The sequence below is a fragment of the Glutamicibacter sp. B1 genome, assembly GCF_039602135.1.
In the GTDB taxonomy this organism is placed as follows: Bacteria; Actinomycetota; Actinomycetes; order Actinomycetales; family Micrococcaceae; genus Glutamicibacter; species Glutamicibacter ectropisis.
On the sequence record NZ_CP125942.1, the window covers coordinates 3,507,938 to 3,531,574 of the forward strand.

Annotated in this window: 21 protein-coding genes; 5 read left to right on the forward strand and 16 right to left on the reverse strand. The window is 58.5% G+C overall.

The window, feature by feature from the left end; all coding sequences use genetic code 11:
- Positions 1–151 precede the first annotated feature (151 nt).
- The 8 genes from QMQ05_RS16485 to iolC all read right to left on the reverse strand — a co-directional run bounded on the left by QMQ05_RS16485 (position 152) and on the right by iolC (position 9,523).
- Positions 152–1,117: a sugar phosphate isomerase/epimerase family protein gene (locus QMQ05_RS16485; protein ID WP_345471825.1), complete on the reverse strand. Its 966-nt coding sequence runs from the start codon at positions 1,115–1,117 to the stop codon at positions 152–154.
- 64 nt (positions 1,118–1,181) lie between these two features.
- Positions 1,182–2,066, reverse strand: coding sequence for a sugar phosphate isomerase/epimerase family protein (locus QMQ05_RS16490; protein WP_345471827.1), 885 nt, complete (start codon positions 2,064–2,066; stop codon positions 1,182–1,184).
- A 7-nt stretch (positions 2,067–2,073) separates the two neighbouring features.
- Complete coding sequence (locus QMQ05_RS16495) at positions 2,074–3,087, reverse strand: Gfo/Idh/MocA family protein (RefSeq protein ID WP_345471829.1); 1,014 nt, start codon at positions 3,085–3,087, stop codon at positions 2,074–2,076.
- A gap of 42 nt (positions 3,088–3,129) precedes the next feature.
- Entirely contained in the window at positions 3,130–4,050 is a 921-nt protein-coding gene (locus QMQ05_RS16500; RefSeq protein WP_345471831.1) for a sugar phosphate isomerase/epimerase family protein, read from the reverse strand.
- A 28-nt stretch (positions 4,051–4,078) separates the two neighbouring features.
- Positions 4,079–5,593 carry a CoA-acylating methylmalonate-semialdehyde dehydrogenase gene (locus QMQ05_RS16505; protein WP_345471834.1) on the reverse strand — a complete coding sequence of 505 codons (1,515 nt, stop codon included), beginning with the start codon at positions 5,591–5,593 and terminating at the stop codon, positions 4,079–4,081.
- A 43-nt stretch (positions 5,594–5,636) separates the two neighbouring features.
- A complete protein-coding gene (gene iolD / locus QMQ05_RS16510) occupies positions 5,637–7,568 on the reverse strand; it encodes a 3D-(3,5/4)-trihydroxycyclohexane-1,2-dione acylhydrolase (decyclizing) (protein ID WP_345474795.1) in 1,932 nt (643 codons plus the stop codon).
- Between the two features lie 21 nt (positions 7,569–7,589).
- Positions 7,590–8,528: a Cgl0159 family (beta/alpha)8-fold protein gene (locus QMQ05_RS16515; protein WP_345471836.1), complete on the reverse strand. Its 939-nt coding sequence runs from the start codon at positions 8,526–8,528 to the stop codon at positions 7,590–7,592.
- A 2-nt stretch (positions 8,529–8,530) separates the two neighbouring features.
- The gene (gene iolC, locus QMQ05_RS16520) at positions 8,531–9,523 is read right to left on the reverse strand and encodes a 5-dehydro-2-deoxygluconokinase (RefSeq protein ID WP_345471838.1); all 993 of its coding nucleotides are present in this window, start codon (positions 9,521–9,523) and stop codon (positions 8,531–8,533) included.
- Between the two features lie 337 nt (positions 9,524–9,860).
- Between iolC and QMQ05_RS16525 the strand changes: the two genes are divergently transcribed.
- From QMQ05_RS16525 to QMQ05_RS16535, 3 genes are all read left to right on the forward strand, one after another.
- Entirely contained in the window at positions 9,861–10,868 is a 1,008-nt protein-coding gene (locus QMQ05_RS16525; RefSeq protein WP_345471840.1) for a LacI family DNA-binding transcriptional regulator, read from the forward strand.
- A gap of 117 nt (positions 10,869–10,985) precedes the next feature.
- Positions 10,986–12,158, forward strand: coding sequence for a Gfo/Idh/MocA family protein (locus QMQ05_RS16530; RefSeq protein WP_345471842.1), 1,173 nt, complete (start codon positions 10,986–10,988; stop codon positions 12,156–12,158).
- Positions 12,155–13,168 (forward strand): sugar phosphate isomerase/epimerase family protein, encoded by a 1,014-nt coding sequence (locus QMQ05_RS16535; protein ID WP_345471844.1) that lies wholly within the window; start codon positions 12,155–12,157, stop codon positions 13,166–13,168. The genes QMQ05_RS16530 and QMQ05_RS16535 overlap by 4 nt, the downstream gene beginning before the upstream one ends.
- Before the next feature lie 92 nt (positions 13,169–13,260).
- Here the strand turns inward: QMQ05_RS16535 and QMQ05_RS16540 are convergent, their stop codons facing one another.
- The 7 genes from QMQ05_RS16540 to uraD all read right to left on the reverse strand — a co-directional run bounded on the left by QMQ05_RS16540 (position 13,261) and on the right by uraD (position 19,772).
- The gene (locus QMQ05_RS16540) at positions 13,261–13,866 is read right to left on the reverse strand and encodes a malonic semialdehyde reductase (RefSeq protein WP_345471846.1); all 606 of its coding nucleotides are present in this window, start codon (positions 13,864–13,866) and stop codon (positions 13,261–13,263) included.
- A gap of 185 nt (positions 13,867–14,051) precedes the next feature.
- Positions 14,052–15,263: an MFS transporter gene (locus QMQ05_RS16545; RefSeq protein ID WP_345471848.1), complete on the reverse strand. Its 1,212-nt coding sequence runs from the start codon at positions 15,261–15,263 to the stop codon at positions 14,052–14,054.
- 68 nt (positions 15,264–15,331) lie between these two features.
- Positions 15,332–16,294, reverse strand: a complete 963-nt coding sequence (locus QMQ05_RS16550; RefSeq protein ID WP_345471850.1) for an ROK family protein — start codon at positions 16,292–16,294, stop codon at positions 15,332–15,334.
- Positions 16,295–16,355: 61 nt separating this feature from the next.
- Complete coding sequence (locus tag QMQ05_RS16555) at positions 16,356–17,891, reverse strand: nucleobase:cation symporter-2 family protein (protein ID WP_345471852.1); 1,536 nt, start codon at positions 17,889–17,891, stop codon at positions 16,356–16,358.
- Between the two features lie 75 nt (positions 17,892–17,966).
- Positions 17,967–18,890, reverse strand: a complete 924-nt coding sequence (pucL, locus tag QMQ05_RS16560) for a factor-independent urate hydroxylase (protein WP_058255966.1) — start codon at positions 18,888–18,890, stop codon at positions 17,967–17,969.
- 4 nt (positions 18,891–18,894) lie between these two features.
- Positions 18,895–19,251, reverse strand: a complete 357-nt coding sequence (gene uraH, locus QMQ05_RS16565) for a hydroxyisourate hydrolase (protein WP_345471854.1) — start codon at positions 19,249–19,251, stop codon at positions 18,895–18,897.
- A gap of 26 nt (positions 19,252–19,277) precedes the next feature.
- A complete protein-coding gene (gene uraD, locus QMQ05_RS16570) occupies positions 19,278–19,772 on the reverse strand; it encodes a 2-oxo-4-hydroxy-4-carboxy-5-ureidoimidazoline decarboxylase (protein WP_058255968.1) in 495 nt (164 codons plus the stop codon).
- A 322-nt stretch (positions 19,773–20,094) separates the two neighbouring features.
- Here uraD and QMQ05_RS16575 point away from each other — a divergent pair, with 322 nt between their 5' ends.
- Positions 20,095–20,289: a hypothetical protein gene (locus tag QMQ05_RS16575; protein WP_345471857.1), complete on the forward strand. Its 195-nt coding sequence runs from the start codon at positions 20,095–20,097 to the stop codon at positions 20,287–20,289.
- Between the two features lie 249 nt (positions 20,290–20,538).
- Here the strand turns inward: QMQ05_RS16575 and QMQ05_RS16580 are convergent, their stop codons facing one another.
- Positions 20,539–21,192 (reverse strand): TetR/AcrR family transcriptional regulator, encoded by a 654-nt coding sequence (locus QMQ05_RS16580; RefSeq protein ID WP_345471859.1) that lies wholly within the window; start codon positions 21,190–21,192, stop codon positions 20,539–20,541.
- Positions 21,193–21,362: 170 nt separating this feature from the next.
- Here QMQ05_RS16580 and QMQ05_RS16585 point away from each other — a divergent pair, with 170 nt between their 5' ends.
- The gene (locus QMQ05_RS16585) at positions 21,363–23,624 is read left to right on the forward strand and encodes an ABC transporter permease (protein ID WP_345471861.1); all 2,262 of its coding nucleotides are present in this window, start codon (positions 21,363–21,365) and stop codon (positions 23,622–23,624) included.
- Positions 23,625–23,637: the final 13 nt, after the last annotated feature.

Consider the following 23,637-nt stretch of genomic DNA (forward strand, 5'->3'; position numbering starts at 1 on the left):
GTGATGGGCTTCACAGCCCTTATGTAAGGACAATACGTCATCAGGGTTGCACCGGCAAGCCTTTTCGGGATTTTGTCCTGACAAAAAGAAAAAAACCGAGGCCAGAACCATCGGCTGGTTCCGGCTTCGGCCTATCCTTCCCTGAGCTGTCTCATACCTGGGCGGGCGTCCAATCCGGTGCACCCTGCAGGGCCACCTTGCGCAATAGCCCCGCGGCACGGCGAACGCCCTCCTCGGAGTTGACCAGCACGTCTTCATGCTCGATATTGAGCGTGCCATCATAGCCTGCGGCGCGCAGCTCATAGACGAAATCAGCCCAGAAGGCTTCGCCGCCCGGATGCCCCAGGCCCAGGGTCACATAGTTCCAGGCCCGCTGCTGCCACTGCGTCATGGCGGTGCCATCAGGCAACCCGTTGGCGGCGGCGACTGTGGCATTCAAGCGCACGTCCTTGGCATGAACATGCATGATGGTGCCGGCCAGGGCACGGATCACACTAGGGATATCAGCTCCCATCGCCATCAGGTGCGAAGGATCCAGGTTGATGCCAACCCAAGTGCTGCCCACCGAATCGATCAGGCGCTTGGCGGTGGCGGCGTTATACACCAGCTGCGTGAAGCAGGGTTCGATCGCCAGCTTCACGTTGTGCTCTTCGGCGAAAGCAGCTAGGTCCCGCCAATAGGGCAGGGCCACCTGCTCCCATTGGTACTCCAGGATTGCCAGGTTTTCTGGTGGCCACGAGCTGGTCACCCAGTTCGGGGAGCTGTCTCCCGCAGCGCCTGGCAATCCGGACATGCACACGACGGTGGGGACCTCCATGAGCTGCGCGAGGCGGATCGTCTTGCGCAATACGGCGCCCTGCTCCGCTCCCGATACAGGATGCAACTGGTTTCCATTGGCATTCAGCGCGCTGATGCCCAGTCCGGCACCGGCAATCTTGGCCATGAAGGCCTGGCGCTCGGCATCGTCTTCCAGCAGGGCATCGAGATTGAGGTGCGGGGCCTCGGACCAATTGCCGGTAGGCAATTCGAGGGAGCTCAGGCCAAGGTCCGCGGCAATGCCCAGGACCTCCTCGAGGCTTCGCGATGAGAGCGAATCGGTAATCAGGCCGATTTCCATGATTGATTCCTTCCTTAAGGACTTGATGCCCGGCCCTGTGCGGGCCGGGCATCTGTGCTTGCGCCTAGACTCGTGCGCCCTGCGCGGCGGCTACTCGGCTGCGCATCTGCTCCAGTTGGTACTTCGAGACCTCCAAGGCGTTCTCATTCTCCGCGAAAACGCTCGAGACCATCACACTCTCCTCGCGATCCGTGAAGCCATTGGCCACCAGCCCGGAAAAGAACTCATCCCAATTCACGTCGCCGTCGCCCACCTTCAGGTGCTGGTGCACCCGCACCGGGTTGCCCGGCGGATTGGTGATGTAGCGCAAGCCGTTCGAAGCATGGTGGTCCATCGTGTCGGCGACATGGACCACGCGAAGCCGCTCCCCCACGGTCTCCATGATCTCCAGTGGCTGGTCCTTCATGTGGAAGGAATGCGAGGCTACGTAGACGAAGGACAGGTTCGGTGAATTCACCCCGCGGATCACCCGCCACGCGGCCAGGCCCTCCTCCACGAAATCATCCGGGTGCGGATCGATTGCCACGTTGATGCCTTCGCGCTCGATGATCGGCACCAGTTCCTCCATGGAGCGGTAGAACGCGGCCTCGGATTCCTCGGCGCGCTCAGGGCGTCCCGAGAATTCCGTATTCATCTGGGTCACGCCAAGATCCACGGCGATCTGGATGGCGCGCTTCCAGTAGCGCACCGCGGCCTGGCGCAGATTCTCATCGGGTGAGGACCAGCGCAGCACCGGGAGCACCGAGGCGATGCCCACGCCGGTCGCCTTGCACTGCGCGGCGAGCTTCGCCACCAACTCGTCATCGGCCTTCGGGTGGGTGAAGAACGGGATGACGTCCGGGTGCGGGGTCAGCTGGATGTAGTCATAGCCCAATTCCGCGGCGATCCTGGGAAACTCCAGTACCGAGTGCGTGGAATGGAACGGGGTCGGATCCAATGCGAATTTCATGATGTTCCTAGTTGTAGAGATCCGGCTTGCTGTTCAGCACTACGTCGACTTTGGCACCGGTGCGCTGGGCCTCGACGCCCGCTTCGCAGCAGGCTGCGGTCGCGTAGCCATCCCATGCGCTCGGTCCGCCGATTTCGCCTTGCAATGCTGCGTCAACCCAGGACTGGATTTCGGTGTCGTAGGCCGCCCCGAAGCGCTCCTCGAAGCCCGGGGTGACCTTGCCGCCCCACTGGCCTGCGGTACGCACATAAGGGCCGGCATCGTTGCCGATGGACACGATGCCGTCTTCGAAGGACGCCTGGGTGGCCACCTCGTAGCCGAACTTCGCATTGACGTAGATCTCCACGTCAGCGAGCACGCCCGAGGTGGTTTCCAGCAAGACATGCTGCGGATCATGCTGCCCATTGGGCGCATTGCGGGTGGCCTTGCCCAGGCGCACCTGCACGCTGGTGATTTCCTCGCCGGTGAAGAAGCGGATCGCGTCGAACTCGTGCACCACCGAGTCATTGATCAGCATTTCGTTGGTGAACCCTTCCGGGGTGCTCGGGTTGCGGTGCTGGTGGTGCAGCACCAGCAGTTCACCCAGGCCCTGGTTCCCGATCAGCTGGCGCAGCTGCTGGTACTCGGCATCAAAGCGGCGCATGAAGCCCACCTGGATGCGCTTGCGGCCCAGCTTCGCCTCGGCCTCGACGATCTCCCACGAGGATGCGGCATCCGGGGTCAGCGGCTTTTCGCACAATACCGGGATATCCGCCTCCAGCACCTTCAGCAGTGCATCGTGGTGCAAGAAGCCCGGGGTGGCGAGCAGGACCGCGTTCACGTCTCCGCCGGCGAGCGCGGCGTCCAGGTCGGTGTAGCCCTTGGCGCCGGGGATGCCGTCAATGGCGGCGTTGACCCGGTCCAGGTCGATGTCGACCACGGCAGCCACCTCGGCGCCGGAAATACGGTGGTGGATTCGCTGGATGTGGTCAGCGCCCATGCGTCCGGCTCCAACGACGGCAACGCGCAGGATCTCTGGCACGATATGTCCTTTCAAGAAATTTTTGGCTAGGTTCAGTCTTGCTTAAACGTGGGTGCGGGAGATGCAGCTGTGCAGATAGTTCCGCGTGCGCGTGGCAATCGGCAGCGGCACCGAGAAATCGGCGACCGGGTACATGTCCTGCTCCACAATGCCGAAGATCGGGCGGCCCAGCTTCTCCACTTCCTGCAGCACCTCGTTCAGGTCGGGCAGGCCCGATGGCGGCTCGCACATGACCCCGGCGAGGTTGGCCGCGGCCCAGGTCATGCCCTGCTCGCGCACGGTGGCCAGGATGTCCGGGTTGATCTGCTTCAGGTGCAGGTAGCCGATGCGTTCCGGGAAGCGGCGGATCAGATCCACGCTGGAGGCTCCGCCGTATTCGGCATGGCCGGTGTCCAGGCACAGGGTGGTGAACTGCGGGTCGGTGACTTCGAGGAACTTCTCGATATCACCCTGGCCGCAGACGTGGGAGTCCGCGTGGGAGTGGAATTGCTGCTTGAGGCCGAATTCCTCCTGCAGGATCCTGCCCAGGCGGTCATGGCCCTTGGCCAGCGAGTCCCACCCCTCGGCTTCCAGGATGCCCGGTTCCAGTGCCTGCCCGGTGACGTCATCGCGCCACATCGCAGGGATGACCACGATGTGTTCGCCGCCCATGGCGGCGGTCAGCTCGGCGACCTTGCGGGCCGGCTCCCAGGCTTCTTCCCAGGCGTTGGCGCTGCCGTCGATCCCGCGGTGGAAGGCGGTGAACACGGTGCCGGCGCAGACGTTCAGGTCGCGGGCGGCCAGCTCATCAGCGAGCCGGGAAGGGTCGGTCGGCAGGTACCCGTAAGGGCCCAGCTCGATGGTTTTATAACCGGCTTCGGCCACCTCGTCGAGGAAGCGCTGCCACGGTGTTTGCTTGCGATCATCGGCAAACCAGACGCCCCAGGAGTCCGGAGCAGTTCCGATGGTGATGTTCTGTGCCATGCTGGGTACCGTTTCTGTGGCTGAAAAATTAGTTGGATGGGAAGTTGAAGGTGGCGGCAGTGCCCTTGGCTGGTTCTGGCCAGCGCTGGGTGATGGCCTTGCCGCGGGTATAGAAGCGCACGCCGTCCGGGCCATAGATGTGGTGCTCACCGAACAGCGAGTCCTTCCAGCCGCCGAAGGAGTGCCACGCCACCGGCACCGGCAGCGGCACGTTCACGCCGACCATGCCCACCTGGATGCGGCGGGTGTAGGTGCGGGCGTGGGCGCCGGAGGAGGTGAAGATGGCGGTGCCATTGCCGTAGGGGTTGGCGTTGACCACGTCGATGGCCTCGTCCAGGGAATCCACGCGCAGCACCACCAGGACCGGGCCGAAGATCTCCTCGGTGTAGGCGCTCATTTCGCGGCTGACCTTGTCCAAGATGGTTGGGCCAACAAAGAAGCCATTCTCATGGTCCTTGACCACGATCTCGCGACCGTCGATGACCAAGGCGGCGCCAGCCTGCTCAGCTTCGCCGACAATCTTCTGCAGGCGGGACTTGGAGGCAGGGGTGATGACCGGACCCATATCGGCCCCTTCATCAAATCCGTGCGAGACGTTGACCTTGCGGGCGTGCTCTGCGAGCTTATCAACGAGGGCATCAGCGGCATCGCCCACGGCAACAGCAACGGAGATGGCCATGCAACGCTGGCCGGCGGAGCCGAAAGCGGCGGCGTTGATGTGGTCGGCGGCCAGGTCCATATCGGCATCTGGCATGATGACCGCGTGGTTCTTCGCCCCACCCAGTGCCTGCACGCGCTTGCCGTACTTGGTGGCGGTTTCGTGGACGTACTTGGCGATCGGGGTGGAGCCAACAAAGGAGATGCCGTCAACATCCGGGTGCGAGAGCAGTCCGTCAACGGTGTCCTTACCGCCGTGCAGCACCTGGAAGACACCGTCTGGCAGGCCAGCTTCCTTGAAGAGCTGTGCGATCAGCAGCGAGGCGGATGGATCGCGCTCGGATGGCTTGAGAATGAAGGCGTTACCGGTGGCGATGGCTACCGGGGCCATCCACAGCGGCACCATGACCGGGAAGTTGAACGGGGTGATACCGGCGACCACACCCAGTGGCTGGCGGAAGGAGAAGACGTCGATTCCGGTCGAAACCTGGTCGGAGTATTCACCCTTTAGCGACTGTGAAATACCGCAAGCGTATTCCACCACTTCGATGCCTCGGCTGATTTCGCCGGCGGCATCCGAGAGGACCTTGCCGTGTTCGCTGGTGACGATGCGGGCCAGCTCATCGGTGTGTTCGGTCAGCAGCTGCTGGAAGCGGAAGAGGATCTTGCTGCGCTTAGCGATCGAGACCTCGCCCCAAGTTTCGGAGGCTGCTTTGGCTACGGCGACGGCCTGCTGCAGGTCCTCGTCGTTGGCCAAGCGTAGCTGACCGGTGACTTCACCGGTGGCTGGGTTGTAGACCGGCTGGGTTTCGGTGCCAGAACCTGCCGAAGGTGTGCCGTTGATGTAGTGCAAGATTTCTGCGACGTCGGTGGCGGTGGTAGTCATTGCTGTTATTCCTTTGATCTGCTGAAGTGTTGTGGTTTGCGTTTTAGCCCAGTAGGGGCTTTTGACGTGCCTTGTGTTTGGTGTAGTTCTGGTAGGCCGTTTGGGTGCTTTCAAGCTCGGCGACTTCACTGACCGGAACATCCCACCACGACTCACTAGAGGGGGCATCGGCGTAAAGATCCGATTCGATGTGGATCAGGATCGGACCAGTTCCTTCCGGCGCGGCCTTGGCGGTGGCGATCGCCGCTGAAAGCTCGTTGATGGCCTCAGGTCCCGGGGTAATCCGGATGACCGTCACGCCCAGGGATTCGGCGTTGGTGGCCAGATCGATCGGTAGGGTTTCGCCCTCATCAAAACTGTGGTTTTGCGCATCCAAGGTGCGATATTTGGTACCGAAACGCTGGGATCCGAGGGATTCGGACAGGGCACCGATGGAGGCGTAGCCATGGTTCTGGATCAGCACGGTGATCAGCTTCAGGCCTTCGGCCACTGCGGTGACAAGTTCGGTGTGCATCATCAGGTAGGAGCCGTCACCCACCATGACCACCACATCGCGGTGTTCTTGATCTCCGCGCGCAGCTTCATCGATGGCTGCACGCTTGATGCCTAGTCCACCAGCGATCTCGTAGCCCATGCAGGAGAAGCCGTATTCCACGTGGTAGCCGAATGGATCGGCAACCCGCCACATTTTATGCAGGTCCCCGGGCAGCGAACCGGCGGCGCAGACCACGACGTCGCGCGGATCCATCGCCTGATTCACCGCACCGATAATGGCGTTTTGGCTCACCAGCGGGGAAAGCCGTTCGGCGAAGGCCTCATCCACGGTGGCATCCCAACGCTGCTTTTCGCTGGCGGTTTGCACTTCCAGGGCTCCCTCAACGCGGTATCCGCTCAAGGCTTCACGCAGGGCAATCAATGCCTTGCGGGCATCGGCCACGACCGGGAGCACAGTACCGTGCTTGTAAGCGTCCAGCGCAGCGACGTTGATGTTCACGAACTTCACGTCGGGATTCTGGAAGGCGGTACGGCTGGCGGTGGTGAAGTCTTCATAGCGGGTTCCGATGCCGATGATGAGATCGGCCTGCTCGGCCAAGGCATTAGCAGCAGTGGTGCCGGTGGAGCCAATTGCGCCCAGCGAGTACTTCGAGTCCCACGGAAGCACACCCACGCCGGCCTGGGTATTACCCACTGGGATGCCGGTGGCTTCACAGAAAGCTACAAGCTCGTCGGTGGCGAAGGCATAGAGCACGCCACCACCGGCGACGATCAGCGGTCGTTTGGCCGCGCGGATCATCTTCGCAGCTTCAGCGATATCCTGGGCTTCGGGCTCAGGGCGGCGAATCTTCCACTCACGTTCAGCGAAGAATTCTTCGGGGAAGTCGAAGGCTTCGGCCTGCACATCTTGGGGTAGCGAAATGGTCACCGCACCGGTTTCTGCTGGGTCGGTGAGCACACGCAAGCCGTGGTGCAGGGCGCTAGCCAACTGCTCAGGGCGGGTGACACGGTCAAAGTACTTGGACAGTGGGCGGAAGGCATCATTCACGGTGATGTCGTAACCGTGCGGCATTTCCAGTTGTTGCAGTACCGGGTCTGCTGCGCGGGTCGCGAAGGTATCGGAGGGCAGCAGCAAGACGGGAAGGCGGTTGGCCGTGGCCAGCGCGGCTCCGGTGAGCAGGTTGGAGGATCCTGGGCCGATAGACGTCGACACCGCATAGGTTGCCCGGCGACGAGTGTGACGCGCGTAGGCGACGGCCTGATGCGACTGGGCTTGTTCGTTACGGCCCTGATAGTACGGCATGAGACTGGGATCTTTGGCCTGCCACTGTTTTAGCGCCTGGCCCACGCCGGCAACATTGCCGTGCCCGAAAATACCGAACATGCCGGGGATCAGCCGTTCACGGTACTGGGTTCCAGCAACGGAATCCACCGTGTACTGGCGGCCCAGAAATTCCACAACCGCTTGGGCCACGGTCATCGTGCGTGTAGTCATCGAGCTTTATCCTTCTGCGCTGCGTACAGGTGCGGTGGTGTTCAACAAAGAGGCGGCGGTGGCTACGGCGGCGGCCACGTCCCCGTCCTCGGGGTAGAGCAGGGTTCGACCCACGGTCAGCCCCTGCACCCCAGGCAAAGCGAGGGCTGCCTGCCAGGAAGCGAAGACCTCGTCCGGACTACCTGCCGGGTCCCCACCCAGCAGAACCGTGGGCAAGGTAGTGGCTGCCATGACGCGTTCCATTTCCTGCACTACCGGGATCTTCAGCCAGGTGTAGGCGCTGGACTCGCCGAGTCCGGCAGCGATGCCCATGGACTTAATGACGGCGTCTGGGCGCAGGTCGTTGACAACCTTCCCATCGACTCGCTTGGAGATGAAGGGTTCAACCATGGCTACTAGTTGGTGCCGGGCTAGATCGGAGACCGCGTCGGCGGTGGCCTGCAGTGTTTTGACGGTGTCCTGGTCCTCGTAGCTGATTCGGGTGAGCATCTTTCCGCCGTCAGCGCCGAGTGCCGATAGTGCTGCGGCTGTATGCCCGGTGAAGCGGTCATCGATCTCGTTGACCAGGCCGGTCAGCCCACCGCGGTTCATCGATCCGAAAACCAGTTTGCCTTCCAATGCCCCGAGCAGGAGCAGGTCATCGAGGATATCTGGCGAGGCGAGCACACCGTCGCAGGCCGGGTTGGCCAAGGCGATCTGCAGCCGGTCCAATAGTTGGCGGCGGTCGGCCATGGCGGTGGTCTGCTTGCCGACGGACAGGGCTCCACGGGCCGGGTGATCGGCAGCAATAATGAAGTTCTGGCGCCCTAATACCGGTCCGGCATGCTTTTGGCGGGTGGCCGCGGCACGTTGTACCGATGCCGGGTCTTCTAAGCGTTGACGGGTAATGGATTCATAACGGCGTGGATCTTCGCGATCCACGCTTAGCTCGGTTACCTGTTGCATAACTAGACCAGGTCTTTCTGGGAGGTGGGGACGGTGCGGCCGCGCTGTGCCAACAGGTCATTGACTTCTTCGGGGGTCGGCATCGCATCGGAGCAGGCGACCTTGGAGGCAACGATGGCACCGGCAGCGTTGGCGTAATCCAATACCTGTTCCAGGGGCCAGCCGGAGAGTAGCCCGTGGCAGAAGGCTCCACCGAAGGAGTCCCCTGCGCCCAAACCATTGGCGGTCTGCACCGGAACCGGCGCGGAGACCACGCGTTCGGTACGGGTCTTGGCCATCACTCCTTCGGGACCTAGTTTGACGACGGCGATCTGCACTCCGGCGTCCAAGAGTCGGTCTGCTTGTTCGTCGGGGGTTCCTTCACCCACGGCGACGGTGCATTCGGTGTCGTTGCCAATGGCGACGGTGGCTGAGGCTAGGGCCGCGGTGACCTGTTCACGGGCCTGTTCTACCGAATCCCAAAACATCGGGCGGTAATCCAGGTCCAGGATCGTGAACTGGCCTTCGGTCAGTGAGCTGGTTGGGCGAGCGCCATAGGCTGCCAGTTGTGCGCTGCGTGAAGGTTCACGGCTCAGACCGGTCACGGTGCTCCAGAAGATCTTGGCATTCTTCACTGCGTCAAGGTCAATGTCGCTGGTGTTGATGTTCCAGTCCGGTGCCATGGGGAAGCGACCGTAGAAGTAGAGCGGGAAGTCATCTGGTGGCAGGATCGCGCAGAAGGTGACCGGAGTCTGCAAATCGGCATCCCGGGTGACCTGCGAGCGATCCACGTTATAGCGGTCTAGTTCGCGTTCCAGGAAAGTGCCAAAATCATCGTCACCGACCTTGGTGATCACTCCGGTTGCGCGCCCGTGACGGGCTGCTGCTACCGCGACGTTGGTGGCGGAACCGCCGAGGTACTTGCCGAAGGTGTTCACGTCGGCCAGGGATACGCCGATGTCGTTCGGGTAAACATCAACGCTGATGCGTCCGAGGGTGAGTACGTCGTATGTCACGCGGATCGACGTCCTTTCGAATCAGAAGTTCAGGGATCGGCTGGCTGCCGAGAATGTGAACGGTGCCACAGGAAATACTTTGCACCATGAAACATGCGCTGTCAAAGGTTTGTACTGACATATTTACAACATGAGTAACACAATGGATGTAAATCCCCGAAAAATCAGGGTTTTCCATCGATACCTGACGCTAAAAATTAAGAAAATGTCTCAAGACTATGTCCTGACTTTATGACTTGGTCAATGCAAATTTGTACAAGGAAACCACCCTAGACCTCGGCACGCACGCGTGAAACGCTAGGCTCTTTAAAAGACACCCAAACACCTTGGAGGAACCGTGGCCGCTGAACGCCGTCGAGCAACCATCTATGACGTTGCCCAGGCCGCCGGCGTTTCCAAATCACTGGTTTCCCTGGTGCTGCGCGACTCCCCCAGCGTCTCAGCCCCCCGTCGCGAAGCAGTCCTCGCGGCCATCAAGGAGTTGAACTACCGCCCCAGCCAGGCCGCGACAGCACTGGCCGGTGGGACCAGCCAAACCGTCGGCGTGGTCATCGACGACTACACGAACACCTGGTTTGTGGAACTGCTGCGCGGACTTCAAGAAGGTCTAGCCAGCGCAGGTTTGCGCATCGCGGTCTCCGACCGTTCACTCAATGCCCATATCGAATCCGATCCGCTAGACGGCTTCCTCAGCACACGAGTCGAAGCTTTGGTTTTGGCCACCGAGCCCACCCCAGCCATGCGCTTCCCTTCACAGATCCCGGTCATTATCGCCGGCAATCGCGCCACCCAAATCCCCGGGGCAGATATCACTTGCAGCGATGACCGACTCGGCGCCCGACGGGCCATCGAGCACTTGATCTCACTGGGACACCAACACATCGGCCATATCGCCGGTGGCGGCGGAGCCTCACGACTGCGCTTGAATGGATATAGGGACGCACTGACGGCCGCCGGACTCAAAGAACACATCGTCTCAGTCAGCGAACTAACCACCGAAGATACCGGATACCAATGCACCCGACGCCTACTGAAGGACGCCGGGGAAATAACCGCCATTCTGGCCGGCAATGATTCCATGGCCATGGGAGCGATGGCCGCAGCCCAAGAGGCGGGACTGTCGGTACCTGAAGATCTTTCCATCATTGGGTACGACAACTCCCCACTCTCCGACACGCATTTACTGCATTTGACTACTGTAGATAGCCGCAACCATGAACTCGGGTTACATGTGGCCACACAGGTACTCTCCCGGCTTGCCGATCCTGAGCGTGAAGCCCAGCGGGTGCAGTTAGAGCCATTGCTGATCGAGCGTGGCACCTGCGCAGCTGCGCGCAACGCCTGATTTCACCGTTCCAAAACCTTCTTTCCCATAACCCCTTGACCCTGATCCAAAATCAGCTCTACACTCTTTTGGAGCGCTCCAAAAAATTCCAAAACACTCTTTCTCAGGAGAATTCCCGTGGCAAAAAGCATCGGCATCGCTGTCATTGGCGCCGGCATGGCCGGACTGTCTCACATCGCCGGATACCGCACGGCACCCACCCTCTACGAACCAACATTGCCTAAGTTGCGGTACGTCGCGGTGGCAGACGTGAACACTGAACTCGCCGCTAAAGTGGCCCAACGATACGGGTATGAAAAAGCTTTGGGTTCATGGCAAGAAGTCGCAGCCGACCCCGACATCGACGTGGTTTCGGTGGTAATCGCCAACCGTTTCCACCGCGAGGCAGTGGAAGGTCTGCTGGCCGCTGGCAAGCACGTGCTGTGCGAAAAGCCGTTAGCTGACACCTTAGAAGAAGCAGAAGCGATGGCTGACGCCGCGCGCAATGCACAGTCCATCGCCCGCGTCGGGTTCACCTTTAGGCGCACTCCGGGCATCGCCGCCATCCGGGATCTCATCACCGATGGAACCCTAGGCAAGGTCTTGCACTTCTCCGGTCGCTACTGGGCAGACTATGGACACAGCCCTGAAGCGCCAATGAGTTGGCGCTTCAAGGGCGAACCTGGCTCCGGGGCTTTGGCCGACGTTGGCAGCCACCTAGCCTACATCGCCGAGTTCTTGGCCGGCGAGATCAGTTCAGTAAGCGGCGGACAGCTGCGCACCAGCATCACCGAACGCTACCTGCCTGCAGGTGCGGTAACCGGTCACAATCTCGTGGAACTGAGCGACCAATCGGAGCCAGTAGAAAATGATGACTACGCCGCCTTCAACGTGCAATTCCCTTCGGCGGCGGGCAGTTTGGAAGTCTCTCGTGTAGCTGCCGGTCACCCCAATACGCTGAATTTTGAAGTGTTCTGCGAAAACGGTGCCGCCCGCTTCAATCAGCTGCGACCAGCCGAAATCGAAATCATGCTCACCGAGGGACCTGAGATTACTAACGGCTATCGCACGGTGAATCTTGGCCCAGAACATGCCTACATCGGTGGCGGCTTGCCAATGGACGCACCCGGTGTTGGTTTCGGACAGAACGATGCTTTTGGCTACCAGGCTCGAGCTTTCCTCGACGAGGTCACCGGTGTTCAAAGCACTTTGCCAACCAACGCCACCTTCGACGACGGCGTACACAATATGAAAATCCTGCAAGCAGTAGTCCAGTCAGCAGCCAATGACGGAAAGAAGGTCTCACTATGAAACTCGGCGTCTACAACGCAATCCTCCACGACCGCCCCTTAGCCGAGGCGTTGAAGGTCATCGCGGATCTTGGGCTGACAGGCATTGAACTGAATACCGGCGGATTCCTCCCACCGGCTCATGTGCCAAATATCGATCAGATCCTGCACAGCGACGCCGCCCGGGATGACTTCTTAGAAATTTTCGAGAACACCGGCGTTCAGATTGCCGGGCTGAACTGCAACGGCAATCCCTTGCACCCCAATCCGATCATCGGCGAAAAGCACGCCGAGGACATTCGCCGTAGCATCAAGCTCGCACAGCGCTTGGGCCAACACCGCGTGGTGACCATGTCGGGACTGCCCGGCGGCGAACCGGGCGCCACGCGTGTGAACTGGGTAGTCAATGCATGGAACTCGGCAGCCTTAGAACAATTGGATTACCAGTACGACATCGCAGCCAGCTTCTGGAAAGAAATTGACGTTCTTGCACAAGAAAACGACGTTAAGGTTGCCCTGGAATTGCACCCGCAAAACGTCGCTTTTAATCCGGCCAGTTTCCGCGAACTCATCGAGCGTGCAGGAACCAGCAACATCGGAGTTGAACTGGATGCTTCGCACCTGTTCTGGCAGCAAATGGATCCGGTAGCCGTAGTTAGGGACTTGGGTTCCTGGGTCTTCCATGCGGCAGCTAAGGACGTTCGCATTAACCCTCACGCAGCCATTCAAGGCGTGCTGGATAACAGCTTCCGCAGGTTACGCGCCGATGAGCATCGAACCAACCTCGGTGGAGATGAGTGGGCCAATGAGTGGCCCAAAAACTCGGCATGGGATTTTGTGGCCTTGGGCAAGGGACATGACACTGCATTTTGGACCGAGTTCCTCAAAGCCCTGCACGAAGTGGATCCTGACATGCTGGTCAACATCGAGCACGAGGATACCGAGTTGGGTGCAGTTGAAGGTTTAGAAGTGGCCGCGAAAGTGTTGCTTGATGCCGACGCCGCGTTGACTTCCTCGCTGGCCAGAAACTAGCGCACTAGCCTTAAGAATCAAGCAAGCCCAGAACTGACAATGCTCAGTTCTGGGCTTGCTTGATTGTGTTTTCGGGAGTCAGTCACTCGTGACTAGACGGTGCGAACAGCCTTCTCATACTCGAAACGAGCCTTTGGTGCACCGAGCTCGCTCTGAGCTGGCTGACCGATGTTGACTACGAGGAAGCTCTTCTGCTCGCCTTCTGGGAAGAAGGATGCGTCGATTGCGGAGAAGTCAGCACCGGTCATTGGACCAACGGCGAAGCCGAGGCTGCGTGCAGCAAGCAGGAAGTAGCCTGCCTGCAGGTGAGCATTGTTGTTACCGGTAGCGGCGGTGAAGTCAGCATCTGCATCGTACATGGCCTTTGGTGCGTTGTAGCCCGGCAGGAAGTTATCCCACTGTTCGTGCCATGCGGTGTCGTAGCTGAGGATTGCTACCAATGGTGCTGCGGCGGTCTTGGCCTGGTTGCCATGAGCCATGGCATCCACCAAGGTGGCGCGGGCTTCGTCCGAGCGTACGTAAGTCACGCGCAGTGGCTGGGAGTTGAACGCGGTCGGACCGAACTTGGCCAGTTCGTAGATCTCCTGGGCCTGCGCCTCGGTGACCTCTCCGGTGAACGCGTTAGCGGTGCGTGCTTCGCCAAAAATGGCGTTGAGCGTTGCGGTGTCGACCTGGTTTTCCTGGGATGCAACAGTCATTGGATGCCTTTCGGATCAGCCCGAGGCCACAGTACTGGCCATAGTCGGACACGAATTTGTTCTACTCGTTTGCAACCAACCAGGGGCATACTGCATTCCAAGAAATGATGTGTCTTGTGACACGTTAATAGCGGTGAGAGTGCCGCTTCGGTTGTCACCGCAGTAGAAGAAAAGAGTTCGAAAAATCAGAATTTCTTTGAAAGACGTTCCACTGTAGCGCTGGTCCACCGATGATGCAGCATCAAGCACCCTACCGAACAAAGCGCGATGATCGCGCCAAAGAGAGTCACTGCCATTGATTCGCCGGTGAACTGGCCAACCCAACCTAGTCCCAGTGCTCCCAGCGCGGTCAGCGCGTAGCCCAGTACCCAGAAGGCTGAACTGGCGCTTCCACGATGACGCAATTCAATCCTCCGCAAGACAATGCCAAGCCCTACAGGGAACAAGGCCCCATGACTCAACCCCGCAACAAGCAATCCGACCAAATACACCATTACCGCCAAGGCTCCGTGCAGTCGCGGGGCTAGGGCAATTAGTGCGGTACCCAGCATCAACCCAACATAGCCTAGGTATACTTTTTCACTCACTAGCCTTCCACCGGCTTTTTGTCCCACCGTCGTCGCGACAAAAATCAGTGATCCAATGAGCCCCAAAAGTCGAAGATCCGTAATGCCGAAGGCGCGGACCACCAAGATGGATGTCATGGCAGTGCAGCCACCCATCACCGCGAAGCCCAAAGTCATCAAGCCGCCGACACAAAAGTCACGCAAGGCAAAACGAGGAATCAAAGGAAGGCTAAATTTCAACTTATGCCCGCGGTGCACCACGGTGTCAGGGATCGTCGCCAGCAGCAACATGCACACCCCGGAGGCAGCGGCATGGACGCTAAACGCGATCATCGGCGTGGATGGCACAAAGTATGTCAAGAATGCCGCCAAAGTGGGACCGCTACCTAGACCCGCCATATTTGCCACGCTTGAAATACTGGCACCACGTGTTGAACTGGTGGCCAAATCCGTGAGGTAGGCAGTTGCCGTACCCGTGACCAGTCCAGCACACACCCCGGAGAGGATTCGTGCAATGAACAGGGTTGGTGCTTCTGTTGCGAGCGCATAAAGAATTCCGCTAGTCGCTGAGGCAAGCAAACCGATAATCATCACCGGTTTACGTCCAATAGCATCCGACAGGGACCCAAATAGGCACAGGACTACGAGTACCACGATCGCGTAAACAGCAAAAAGCTGAGTCGATGCGGCGGTACTGAGCCCATATTCATCTTGCAGGGTTGGATACAGCGCCGTAGGCATCGTTGTGCCACACATTGCTACCGCATAAGTCGCCAGAACAATACCTAAGGATGCACCTAAAGTCCGGTCTGGCTTAGCCGACAGGTTCACACCAAGACCTCGCTCTCAAATCACCAATGATCCGAGCCTAAATAGGTCTTAATGTCCTGTCAATCTTTTTATTGCTGTTGATTGAACCTTGCCAGGTCCGCAGCCCCAATTAGGCCAGCTGCCGGCCCCAATTCTGCCTGGCAGATCTTCGCAAAGGGACGGTAACCACGGCCGGAGAGACTACGACGGTAGGTTTCTTCAGCCGTCTCTACCAGTTGTTTTGAAGCAGTGCCCAACCCGCCACCAATCACGATGGTCCCAGGGTCCAGCACCGAGGCGAGATTCGCGATTCCAAGACCAAGCCAACCGCCCATGTCTTCAATCAAATCTTTACAGGCCGGATCACCGTTGGCGGCTAGTCGTGTCACATCTGCACCAGTGACCGCATCCGGGTTATCCCCTACGGCCTCACGCAGGCGGAAGGCGACCGGCGACTTGCTCCGCACAAGTTCTGCACCTTCACGCCCCAAAGCATTGCCGGAAGCGTACTGTTCCCAACAGCCTCGATTGCCACAGGCACATCGATGCCCACCGGGAACAATAACTTGATGCCCAAATTCTCCGGCAATCCCGGACTTGCCACGGTGGATCTGGCCACCGAGGATGACTGCACCACCGATGCCGGTACCCAGTGTCAGGCAGACCATGTCGCTTTCGCCGCGGCCGGCACCGAAACGGTGTTCGGCCCAACCGGCGGCGTCAGCGTCATTAACGAGGGTGACTTCGTGCCCCACGAGCTTCATCAGGCGATCACGCACCGGCTCATTACGCCAGGAAAGGTGTGGGCTGAACAGAACGTTCTTTCCTTGACGATCCATCCACCCTGCGGCCCCGATGCCCACCGGCATCTGATCATTGTCTTCAGAGAGCTCGCGAATCATTTCCGCTAGGGTGCGTTCTGTCCTGGCGACGTCATGATTGGGTGTTTCGCGGTGGATCTGTCCGTAGACTTTTCCGTCTTCGTCTACGAGAGCTGCAAGGATTTTGGTGCCACCGATGTCAACGCCGATGGAAAGATTTGTTGGATGCACAAATCCCTATCTTAGAAGAATACCGGCTCCCTTGCCCAAGGGAGCCGGCCATAATTCCTCTTTAGTGCTCCGGAGATTGGGTGAGTTTCGGCACGGGCATCTGGATTTGCCCGGTTTGAATTTTCTCAAATTCGTCCGGAGAGACGACAGGAATTTCGTAGCCTTCCTTGTCAATCAGCTTGCCATTTTCGAAGTGGTCACCTTCGATCAAGCCACAGATCTCTTCTTGTTTCACCATGCGCGGTGGGGCTGCTGAAAATACTGAAGCGTTCTTGGTATTGCCGAACTTGAATTCGTTGAAGAGCAGGTTCAACAGGACTGCCATGATGGCCGCGGAAGAAATTCCGGAGTGGAAGATGGTTTCAAACCAGGTAGGGAAACCGGCATAGAAGTCGGTCTTGACGATCGGGATGCAACCAAAAGCGATCGATGCAGCCACGATGACTAGGTTCATTCCATCGTATTTGACCTTGGATAGCGTTCGGATTCCCGAGGCGGCCACGGTACCGAAGAGCACAATGCCTGCGCCGCCCAAGACTGGGGTTGGAATGGCAGCAACAACTCTGCCAAGAATCGGCAGCAGACCGAGAACCATCAAGATTCCGCCACCGGCGGCGACCACAAATCGGCTGGTAATTCCGGTGATGGCTACCAGGCCAACGTTCTGCGCGAAGGCCGACTGGGTAAAGGTGTTGAAGATCGGGGCGATAGCCGAGGAGGCCATGTCGGCGCGAAGACCGTTGGCGATGCGTCGTGAATCGATTTTGGTTCCTGCGATCTCACCGACGGCAAGAATATCTGCGGTTGTTTCGGTGAGGATCACCAGCACCACAATGGTCATCGAGATGATGCCACCAATTTCAAAGACTGGCATTCCAAAAGCCAATGGCTGCGGGAAGGCGAAGATTGCTCCCTCACCAACCTTGGAGAAGTCGGCCATCCCCAAGATGGCGGCAACAATTGTGCCGAGAATGATTGCTAGGAGAATGGACATCCGCGAAATCGCAGCGTTACCCACCTTGGATAGGAGCAAGACGACCAACAGTGTTCCGGCCGCCAAACCGATATTAGCTAGGGAACCATAGTCATCGGCCTTAGCGTCTCCACCCATGGCCCAGTTCGCGGCCACTGGGGTTAACGAGATTCCAATCATCGTAATGACGACGCCAGTGACTACCGGCGGGAAGAATCGGATAATGCGAGCGAAGAACGGGGCAATGAGCAAACCGATCAGTGCGGCGACGAGTACCGCGCCGAACACTGCCGGAAGTCCCCCACCACCGTTGACGATGGCCACCATGGTGGCCACTGATGCGAAGGAGGTGCCTTGAACCAGTGGAAGTTGTGCGCCAAAAAATGGGACGCCGAGGGTCTGCAACAAGGTAGCAACGCCACCGACGAAGAGGCAGCAGGCCACCAGCAGACCAATATCTGCAGGAGAGACCCCAGCGGCGTTGCCGATGATCAGTGGTGGGGCGATGATGCCGCCGTACATGGTCAACACGTGTTGCAGGCCGTAAGCAAAACTTTTGCCTACAGAAAGTTTTACATCCTCAGGCCGGATGGATTTGGTAGATTCATCAGGTGTAGCGCTCAAGGCTGACCTCCTACGTCAGTCGCTGCCAAGGGTGTGCCAGTGTGTCCGCACCGGCACACCCTCAACGCTGTTCTGTTAGATAAATGCCGGAATATTGGCCCAGATTGGGTGATTGGCCTCGGTGTCTTCACGCGTGATGGTTGCTTCGATCAATCCATAAGGACGATCAGCAGCGAAGAAGACCTCATTCGGGTTGTCTTGCCCGAAGACATCCAAGTCCACAAGGAAGTGGTGCTTGTTCGGGAGTGACATCTTGATTTCGGCGATTTCTGGATGCTCCTCAAGTACTGCCTGGCCCATCTGGAACATGGTCTGCTGCAGCGCGTAGGAGTGAGTCTGTGCAAAACGAGTGAGCAGCAGGTTACGGACCGAGGCATACACACCATCGAAGTCGATGCCTTCGGCAATGGCTTCTTCGGTGTAGCGCCAACGTGCAGTCACGTCGGTGGCCAAGATGCGGTCGGTGGTTTCCTTCAAGGTGGTGTACTTGTCCCGCGGGAAACCATGGAATTCACTGCCGGTGGACTTCAGAACGGTGAGGTCTTCTAGACCGGCAACGATTGACTTCTTGCCCTGTGCGTCAATTTCCAGCACGGCGGTGCGGACCTCGGACTTGTTCTGCGAGAAGGCATGATCGTGGTCGTTGATGCGGTCCCAGAAGAACTGCTGTGCTGCCCAGCGGCCACCGGTGATCCATTCAAATGAACCGGTGAAGTGCTCACCAAGGTTGACCAAGAATTCTTCGATGGCGCCCACGCCATTGCGGGCTAGACCGTACACCGTGTTCTTCTGGGTGTCGGTGGCGACAACTCGTGAGTTGTCTCCGTCCTGATGGGCTGCGCTGAAGTCGCCGTGAAGCTGACTGGTGACGTTCAGGTCCTGGATCTGGTGACGGTCGGTGTCGCGGGTGATCTTGACCAGGCGGACTTCTGCCTTGCCGTACTGGTTGGATCCGAGCACGATCTTGGTCTGGGCTGGGGCGGTGATTTCGGTAGTCATTTCTTTAACTCCCTCGGTACGTGGAATATGCAAACGGGCTGATAAGAAGAGGTACGTGGTAATGCTCATCGACGTTATTCACGGAGAAATCGATGGTTACCGCGGGGAAGAAGCTTTCCGTTCCCTGCTTCCCGAAGTAGTCGCCGGTTTCAAAAGAAATCCGGTAGCGACCTGCTTCAACCTGTATCGGTCCTAGGTTCTTGATGCGTCCATCCGCATCGGTTGTACCTGTTCCGATTTCTTGCCAGCCGGATGCCGTCTTGGCTTCCAGCGTGGCCTTGACACCGGAGGAAGGCCTCCCGGTCCCGGTGTCGAGAATGTGGGTGGTGATGTGGCTGCGTTCAGCGCTGACATCTGCCATGGTCATCTCCTAAATGTTGGAGCGAATCAATTGGTAATGAGGTCGTTGAGCCGCAAGACCGCGATTTCGCGTAGTTGGGTCGCGACTTCAGAAATTTCGGTGGCGTCATCGTTGCCGAGCCGGCGTTCACATTCGGCCAAGATCTCTTCGGTGCTACGGCCGGCAGCACGGATGAGGAAAACGCGATCAAAGCGTTGTTCGTAGCGCTGATTAGCAACTTTCAGGCGTGCGGAGGCATCGTCATCCAGGTTCAGCGTGGCTTGCTCACCACGAGAGAGGTCCGCTTCCTTGCTTTGCCCTTGAGCCTGCTCGCCGATCCGTGGATGGTGAGCTAGGGCCATGTCTAGTTCAAGGGAATCAAAAGGAGTGATTCCCTTCAGTGCATAGGAAGTTAGTTCTGCCCGGGTAGTAAAGGGGCGGGCTGAGATCAGGTCGTGGACCCAACGGTCTACATCAACGCAGGGTCGAAGCACGGATTCGGCTTCCGCTGCGGAGAGTTCGTTGAATGCGTCGAGATGCATTGGGTGATCAGCTCTTTTCTTCGGTCGACATTCCACGGACCTTGGCTGAACACCCTTACCACCGAAATTTATTGTCTTCGGCTTCGACTCGATGCTGGTTTCGTGGAACCTTATTGCACAACTGTAAGCCATCTCACAGAGCGCTCGTCAAGAGAAAAACCGAAAAATTTACACGACGTGTATTTGTTAAATCCTTTTCACACTCCCGCGAAATCAGTTGCCCAAACCCCTTGCCAACACCCCCACAGAGCTCGCATACTAGTTTCACTAGACAAAACGCAACTTTCACAATGCGAAAGTTTTCCAATTCAGAGGAGGGGTCATGACCGCCATCAATCAGACAAAAATTAATTATCCAACCGCAGAGAATCGTCCTTTAAGCGGAACGGCGGCATTGCGCACGGGATTGTTCCAGCCCATCGACAACCTGGATCCGGATATTGTTCGTCAGCCAAAAATCTCCACTACTAGCCCGTCACTGTGGAACAAGATTTTTGGAACTTCCTCAGGACGCTAGGCTCAAAGGCTCCGCATCACCCTGAATTCGGAGCGAGCAATCATTGATGGCCAGCCCTAGCGCCTCGAAAGCAGCAAGGTTGAGTGCTGGCTCAGTGAAGCAACATCAAAAACGGGGACCTGCCGCAGGGCGCCCACAGCGCCCAGTACTGCGAGCGCAACAAGAAACAGCTACAGCTCGCTCACTGAGCACACTTTCCAGTCACAGCTTTTACATCCCACGTGGAAAGGCTGGCGTCGCGCCCACTAACTACTTCTGGGTAAAGTCCATAAAATCTGCGGGCGCAGTACTCGGCGCAGCCAGCATTCCCACGACTGCGTCCACCACGAAATACCCCATGGACTCCCAGCTACCACGCTGCTCGCCTTCGTTCACGAGCGCCTCATATTCGGCACAGAGCCCAAGAACCATGGGCCCGAGAATCCTCGCCCTTGAGCTAACAACAACTTCCGGTATGCCCTTGAGCTCCTCAAGGGTGTCACTCGCGGCGGCCCGGCGCTGTATCCCTTCGCTGATCAAGCCGGCCAGCATTTCGGTAAATTCGGGGCGCAGACGCACCTGAAACAAGAATTGCGCCCGCCACGAAGGTCGAGGCAAAGCATCGAAAGAGTGGATCAACGCCAGCGTGTGGACGGTTACCAGTTCGCGCAGGCTCGTTGGATCGGCACTGTCATCCCCTACGAGTTTTTCACGGCAGACACGCACGTCATCCACCGCTCGTTGAACCATCGCACGCAGCAAGTCATCCTTAGCACCAAAGTGGTACTTGATGGCGGAGTGATTAGCCGTTCCGGCATGTTCGGTGATCTTGCGGTTGGACACGGCATCAATTCCATGGCGCGCGAACAGCTCTTCTGCAGCGTTGAGCAAAACTTCTCGCGCCTTGTCGCTATGTCGACCCAAGGAACATTTCTCCTATCAAATACGTGGCAACCACCATCTCCATGGTGATCCACAGCTCACGTTATGTCATTTTTACGCCACGTGGCGTAAAGTCGTTGCCGTACAACATCTACTTCCGATGGCCTGCTGCAGCAGCCCCGACGGACCGACACTCCTAGGAGCATGGGAATTTGAGCACTGCACCCACCGAGCCACAAACACCTCCGCCACCCCGGCACAAAGCCAAGGACAAACAACAAGACCTTTCCCCGCAAGAACTCGCCGCTAAACGAGCTAAAGCCGAGAAAATCGGACGGACCGCCGCGGTTTTCGTCATGCCACTGATGATCGTGGGAATGATGATCTGGGGTTATCTGGGTGCGATGCACCATCAAGAAGCCAAAAACATGCCCGTAGCCATCTACTCCAGTAGCGCTTCGGCAGCCTCGGACTTTGTAGAAGACCTAGACACCACGAACGGCGAAGCGGTCGATCCCGAAATCGTCGACTCATCTCTGGAAGCACGCAACCTGGTTTACGACCGCGAAGTCACCGCAGCAGTGGTCCTCGACGCGAATTCTGCGACCCTCTACACCGCCAGCAGCGCTGGTGTTTCCTCCTCCGGCGCCATTTCGGCGATACTAACTCCTGCCCTCGCCGAGGCAGGATTCACCGTGGATGCGCAAGACATTGCTCCCCTCCCAGAGAACGACCCCATGGGCATGGGCGCGATGCTTTTGGCCACCGCCATGGTCACCGCAGGATATATGCCATGGTCCTTGGCTTTCTCCAACTCCCCTGAGTTGCTCAAGCGCCGCCGAGCACTTCCGTTGCTGGCTGGATGGTCCATCCTGTTGGCCGGTCTCGGGGTACTCATTGGTGGACCGATCCTGGGCGTCATCCCAGCATCAAGCATCATTCCCGTGATAGGCACACTGGCCCTCGGTGTTTTCGCCGTGGGTTCCTCGCAAGTGCTGCTGACCCGGATTTTCGGGCCGTTGGCGGCCATCCCTGGAATGCTCTTGTTCATGGTGCTTGGTCAGCCTGCATCCAACATGGGCATGTCCGTCTACGCCTTGCCGAAGATCTACCCGTTCTTGCACCAATTCTTGCCCTTGCCGGCACTGGGTGAAGCCATGCGTTCGGTGCTGTACTTTAACGGCGACGGAGCAGCTAAACACATTCTGATCCTCGTCGGTGGAGCTGTTGCCGCACTGCTACTAACCACCTTGATCGACAAGATACGCACCAAGAAGGGCAAGAGCCCAACCCCCACCCAGATCAACATTGCCTCGCTTCACGGCGGCCCACGCCCACAGCGCAAAGCCTGGCGATACATCACCCTGGGCGCGGTCCCCTTCACGCTGATTGCCATCATGCTCACTGCCATGCTCGGAGCCATGCAGACCCCAACACCGCGTCATATGCCGGTCGCCATTGTTGGTTCCACCACCGAGCAAGCCGATCAGATGGCGCAATCCTTGGAAGAATCCATGTCGGGACTTTTTGATTTCACGACGTTGCAGGACGCCGATGAAGCCAAGCAACTGGTGGAATCCCAAGAACTCACCGGAGCATTTGTACTGCCGTCAGCTACGCAGCCCGAGGCAACTATCTACACTGCTCAGGCTTCCGGGAACGCCGCTTCACAGGTGGTCAAACAGGTATTTACCCAGATCGCACAGTCGCAAGATATGGCAGTGGAGTACCAAGAATTGGCTGCCCTGCCGGATCACGACAATATGGGTACGGCAAGCATGTACGTGGGCATGGGCTGGGTCATGGCCGGATTCATGGCCATCATGGTCGGTTCCACCGCAGCGCCACACCTGCGTCCGCTAAAGACACTGCTCCCACTGCTCGCGGTCTATTCCGCCTTCATGTCCGCGGTGATCTATATGATCGCCGGACCACTTACACACGCCGTGGACGGACACTTCTGGGAACTTTTTGGGGTGGGCATGCTGGCCATCTTCGCAGTCTCGATGTTGACCACGGTCTTTAACCGCCTCATTGGCATGCTGTGTCTACTGCCAACCATGTTGCTGGTGATGTTCCTTGGCGTTCCGGCCTCCAACGGCGCCTTGTCAATCTACATGGAACCTCGGATGTTCACGATTCTGCACGACATTTTGCCTATGCCGGCAGCCGTCGAATCGGTGCGTTCGGTGCTCTACTTCGGTGGCGCGGGTCTTGGTACGCACCTGATCACTTTGTCGATCTGGGCTCTTGTCTGCTTGGCTCTCACGATGGTGATAGATCAGCTCAAGCCGGTGATGACAGAAAGCCATCCAATCTCCGCTGAAGAGCTAGCAGCCCTGCAGGGCCGGGCTCTCGAGGCCAAGGCCAATGAAGCCGCGCTAGGTGCCAACCAGATTGCTGCCGAAGCACAAGACCTGATCGATGCTGATACTCCACAGTCCATCGATGAGAAGCAATCGATCACCAACTGATCAGAGCAAGTCA

Excerpts from the sequence above, each read along its gene's own strand:
- QMQ05_RS16485 (WP_345471825.1), bottom strand. The coding sequence starts at position 1,117 with ATGGAAATCGGCCTGATTACCGATTCGCTCTCATCGCGAAGCCTCGAG.
- QMQ05_RS16490 (WP_345471827.1), bottom strand. The coding sequence starts at position 2,066 with ATGAAATTCGCATTGGATCCGACCCCGTTCCATTCCACGCACTCGGTA.
- QMQ05_RS16500 (WP_345471831.1), bottom strand. The coding sequence starts at position 4,050 with ATGGCACAGAACATCACCATCGGAACTGCTCCGGACTCCTGGGGCGTC.
- QMQ05_RS16505 (WP_345471834.1), bottom strand. The coding sequence starts at position 5,593 with ATGACTACCACCGCCACCGACGTCGCAGAAATCTTGCACTACATCAAC.
- iolD (WP_345474795.1), bottom strand. The coding sequence starts at position 7,568 with ATGACCGTGGCCCAAGCGGTTGTGGAATTTCTGGGCCGCCAGTACACG.
- QMQ05_RS16515 (WP_345471836.1), bottom strand. The coding sequence starts at position 8,528 with ATGCAACAGGTAACCGAGCTAAGCGTGGATCGCGAAGATCCACGCCGT.
- QMQ05_RS16535 (WP_345471844.1), top strand. The coding sequence starts at position 12,155 with ATGAAACTCGGCGTCTACAACGCAATCCTCCACGACCGCCCCTTAGCC.
- QMQ05_RS16540 (WP_345471846.1), bottom strand. The coding sequence starts at position 13,866 with ATGACTGTTGCATCCCAGGAAAACCAGGTCGACACCGCAACGCTCAAC.
- pucL (WP_058255966.1), bottom strand. The coding sequence starts at position 18,890 with ATGACTACCGAAATCACCGCCCCAGCCCAGACCAAGATCGTGCTCGGA.
- uraH (WP_345471854.1), bottom strand. The coding sequence starts at position 19,251 with ATGGCAGATGTCAGCGCTGAACGCAGCCACATCACCACCCACATTCTC.
- uraD (WP_058255968.1), bottom strand. The coding sequence starts at position 19,772 with ATGCATCTCGACGCATTCAACGAACTCTCCGCAGCGGAAGCCGAATCC.
- QMQ05_RS16575 (WP_345471857.1), top strand. The coding sequence starts at position 20,095 with ATGACCGCCATCAATCAGACAAAAATTAATTATCCAACCGCAGAGAAT.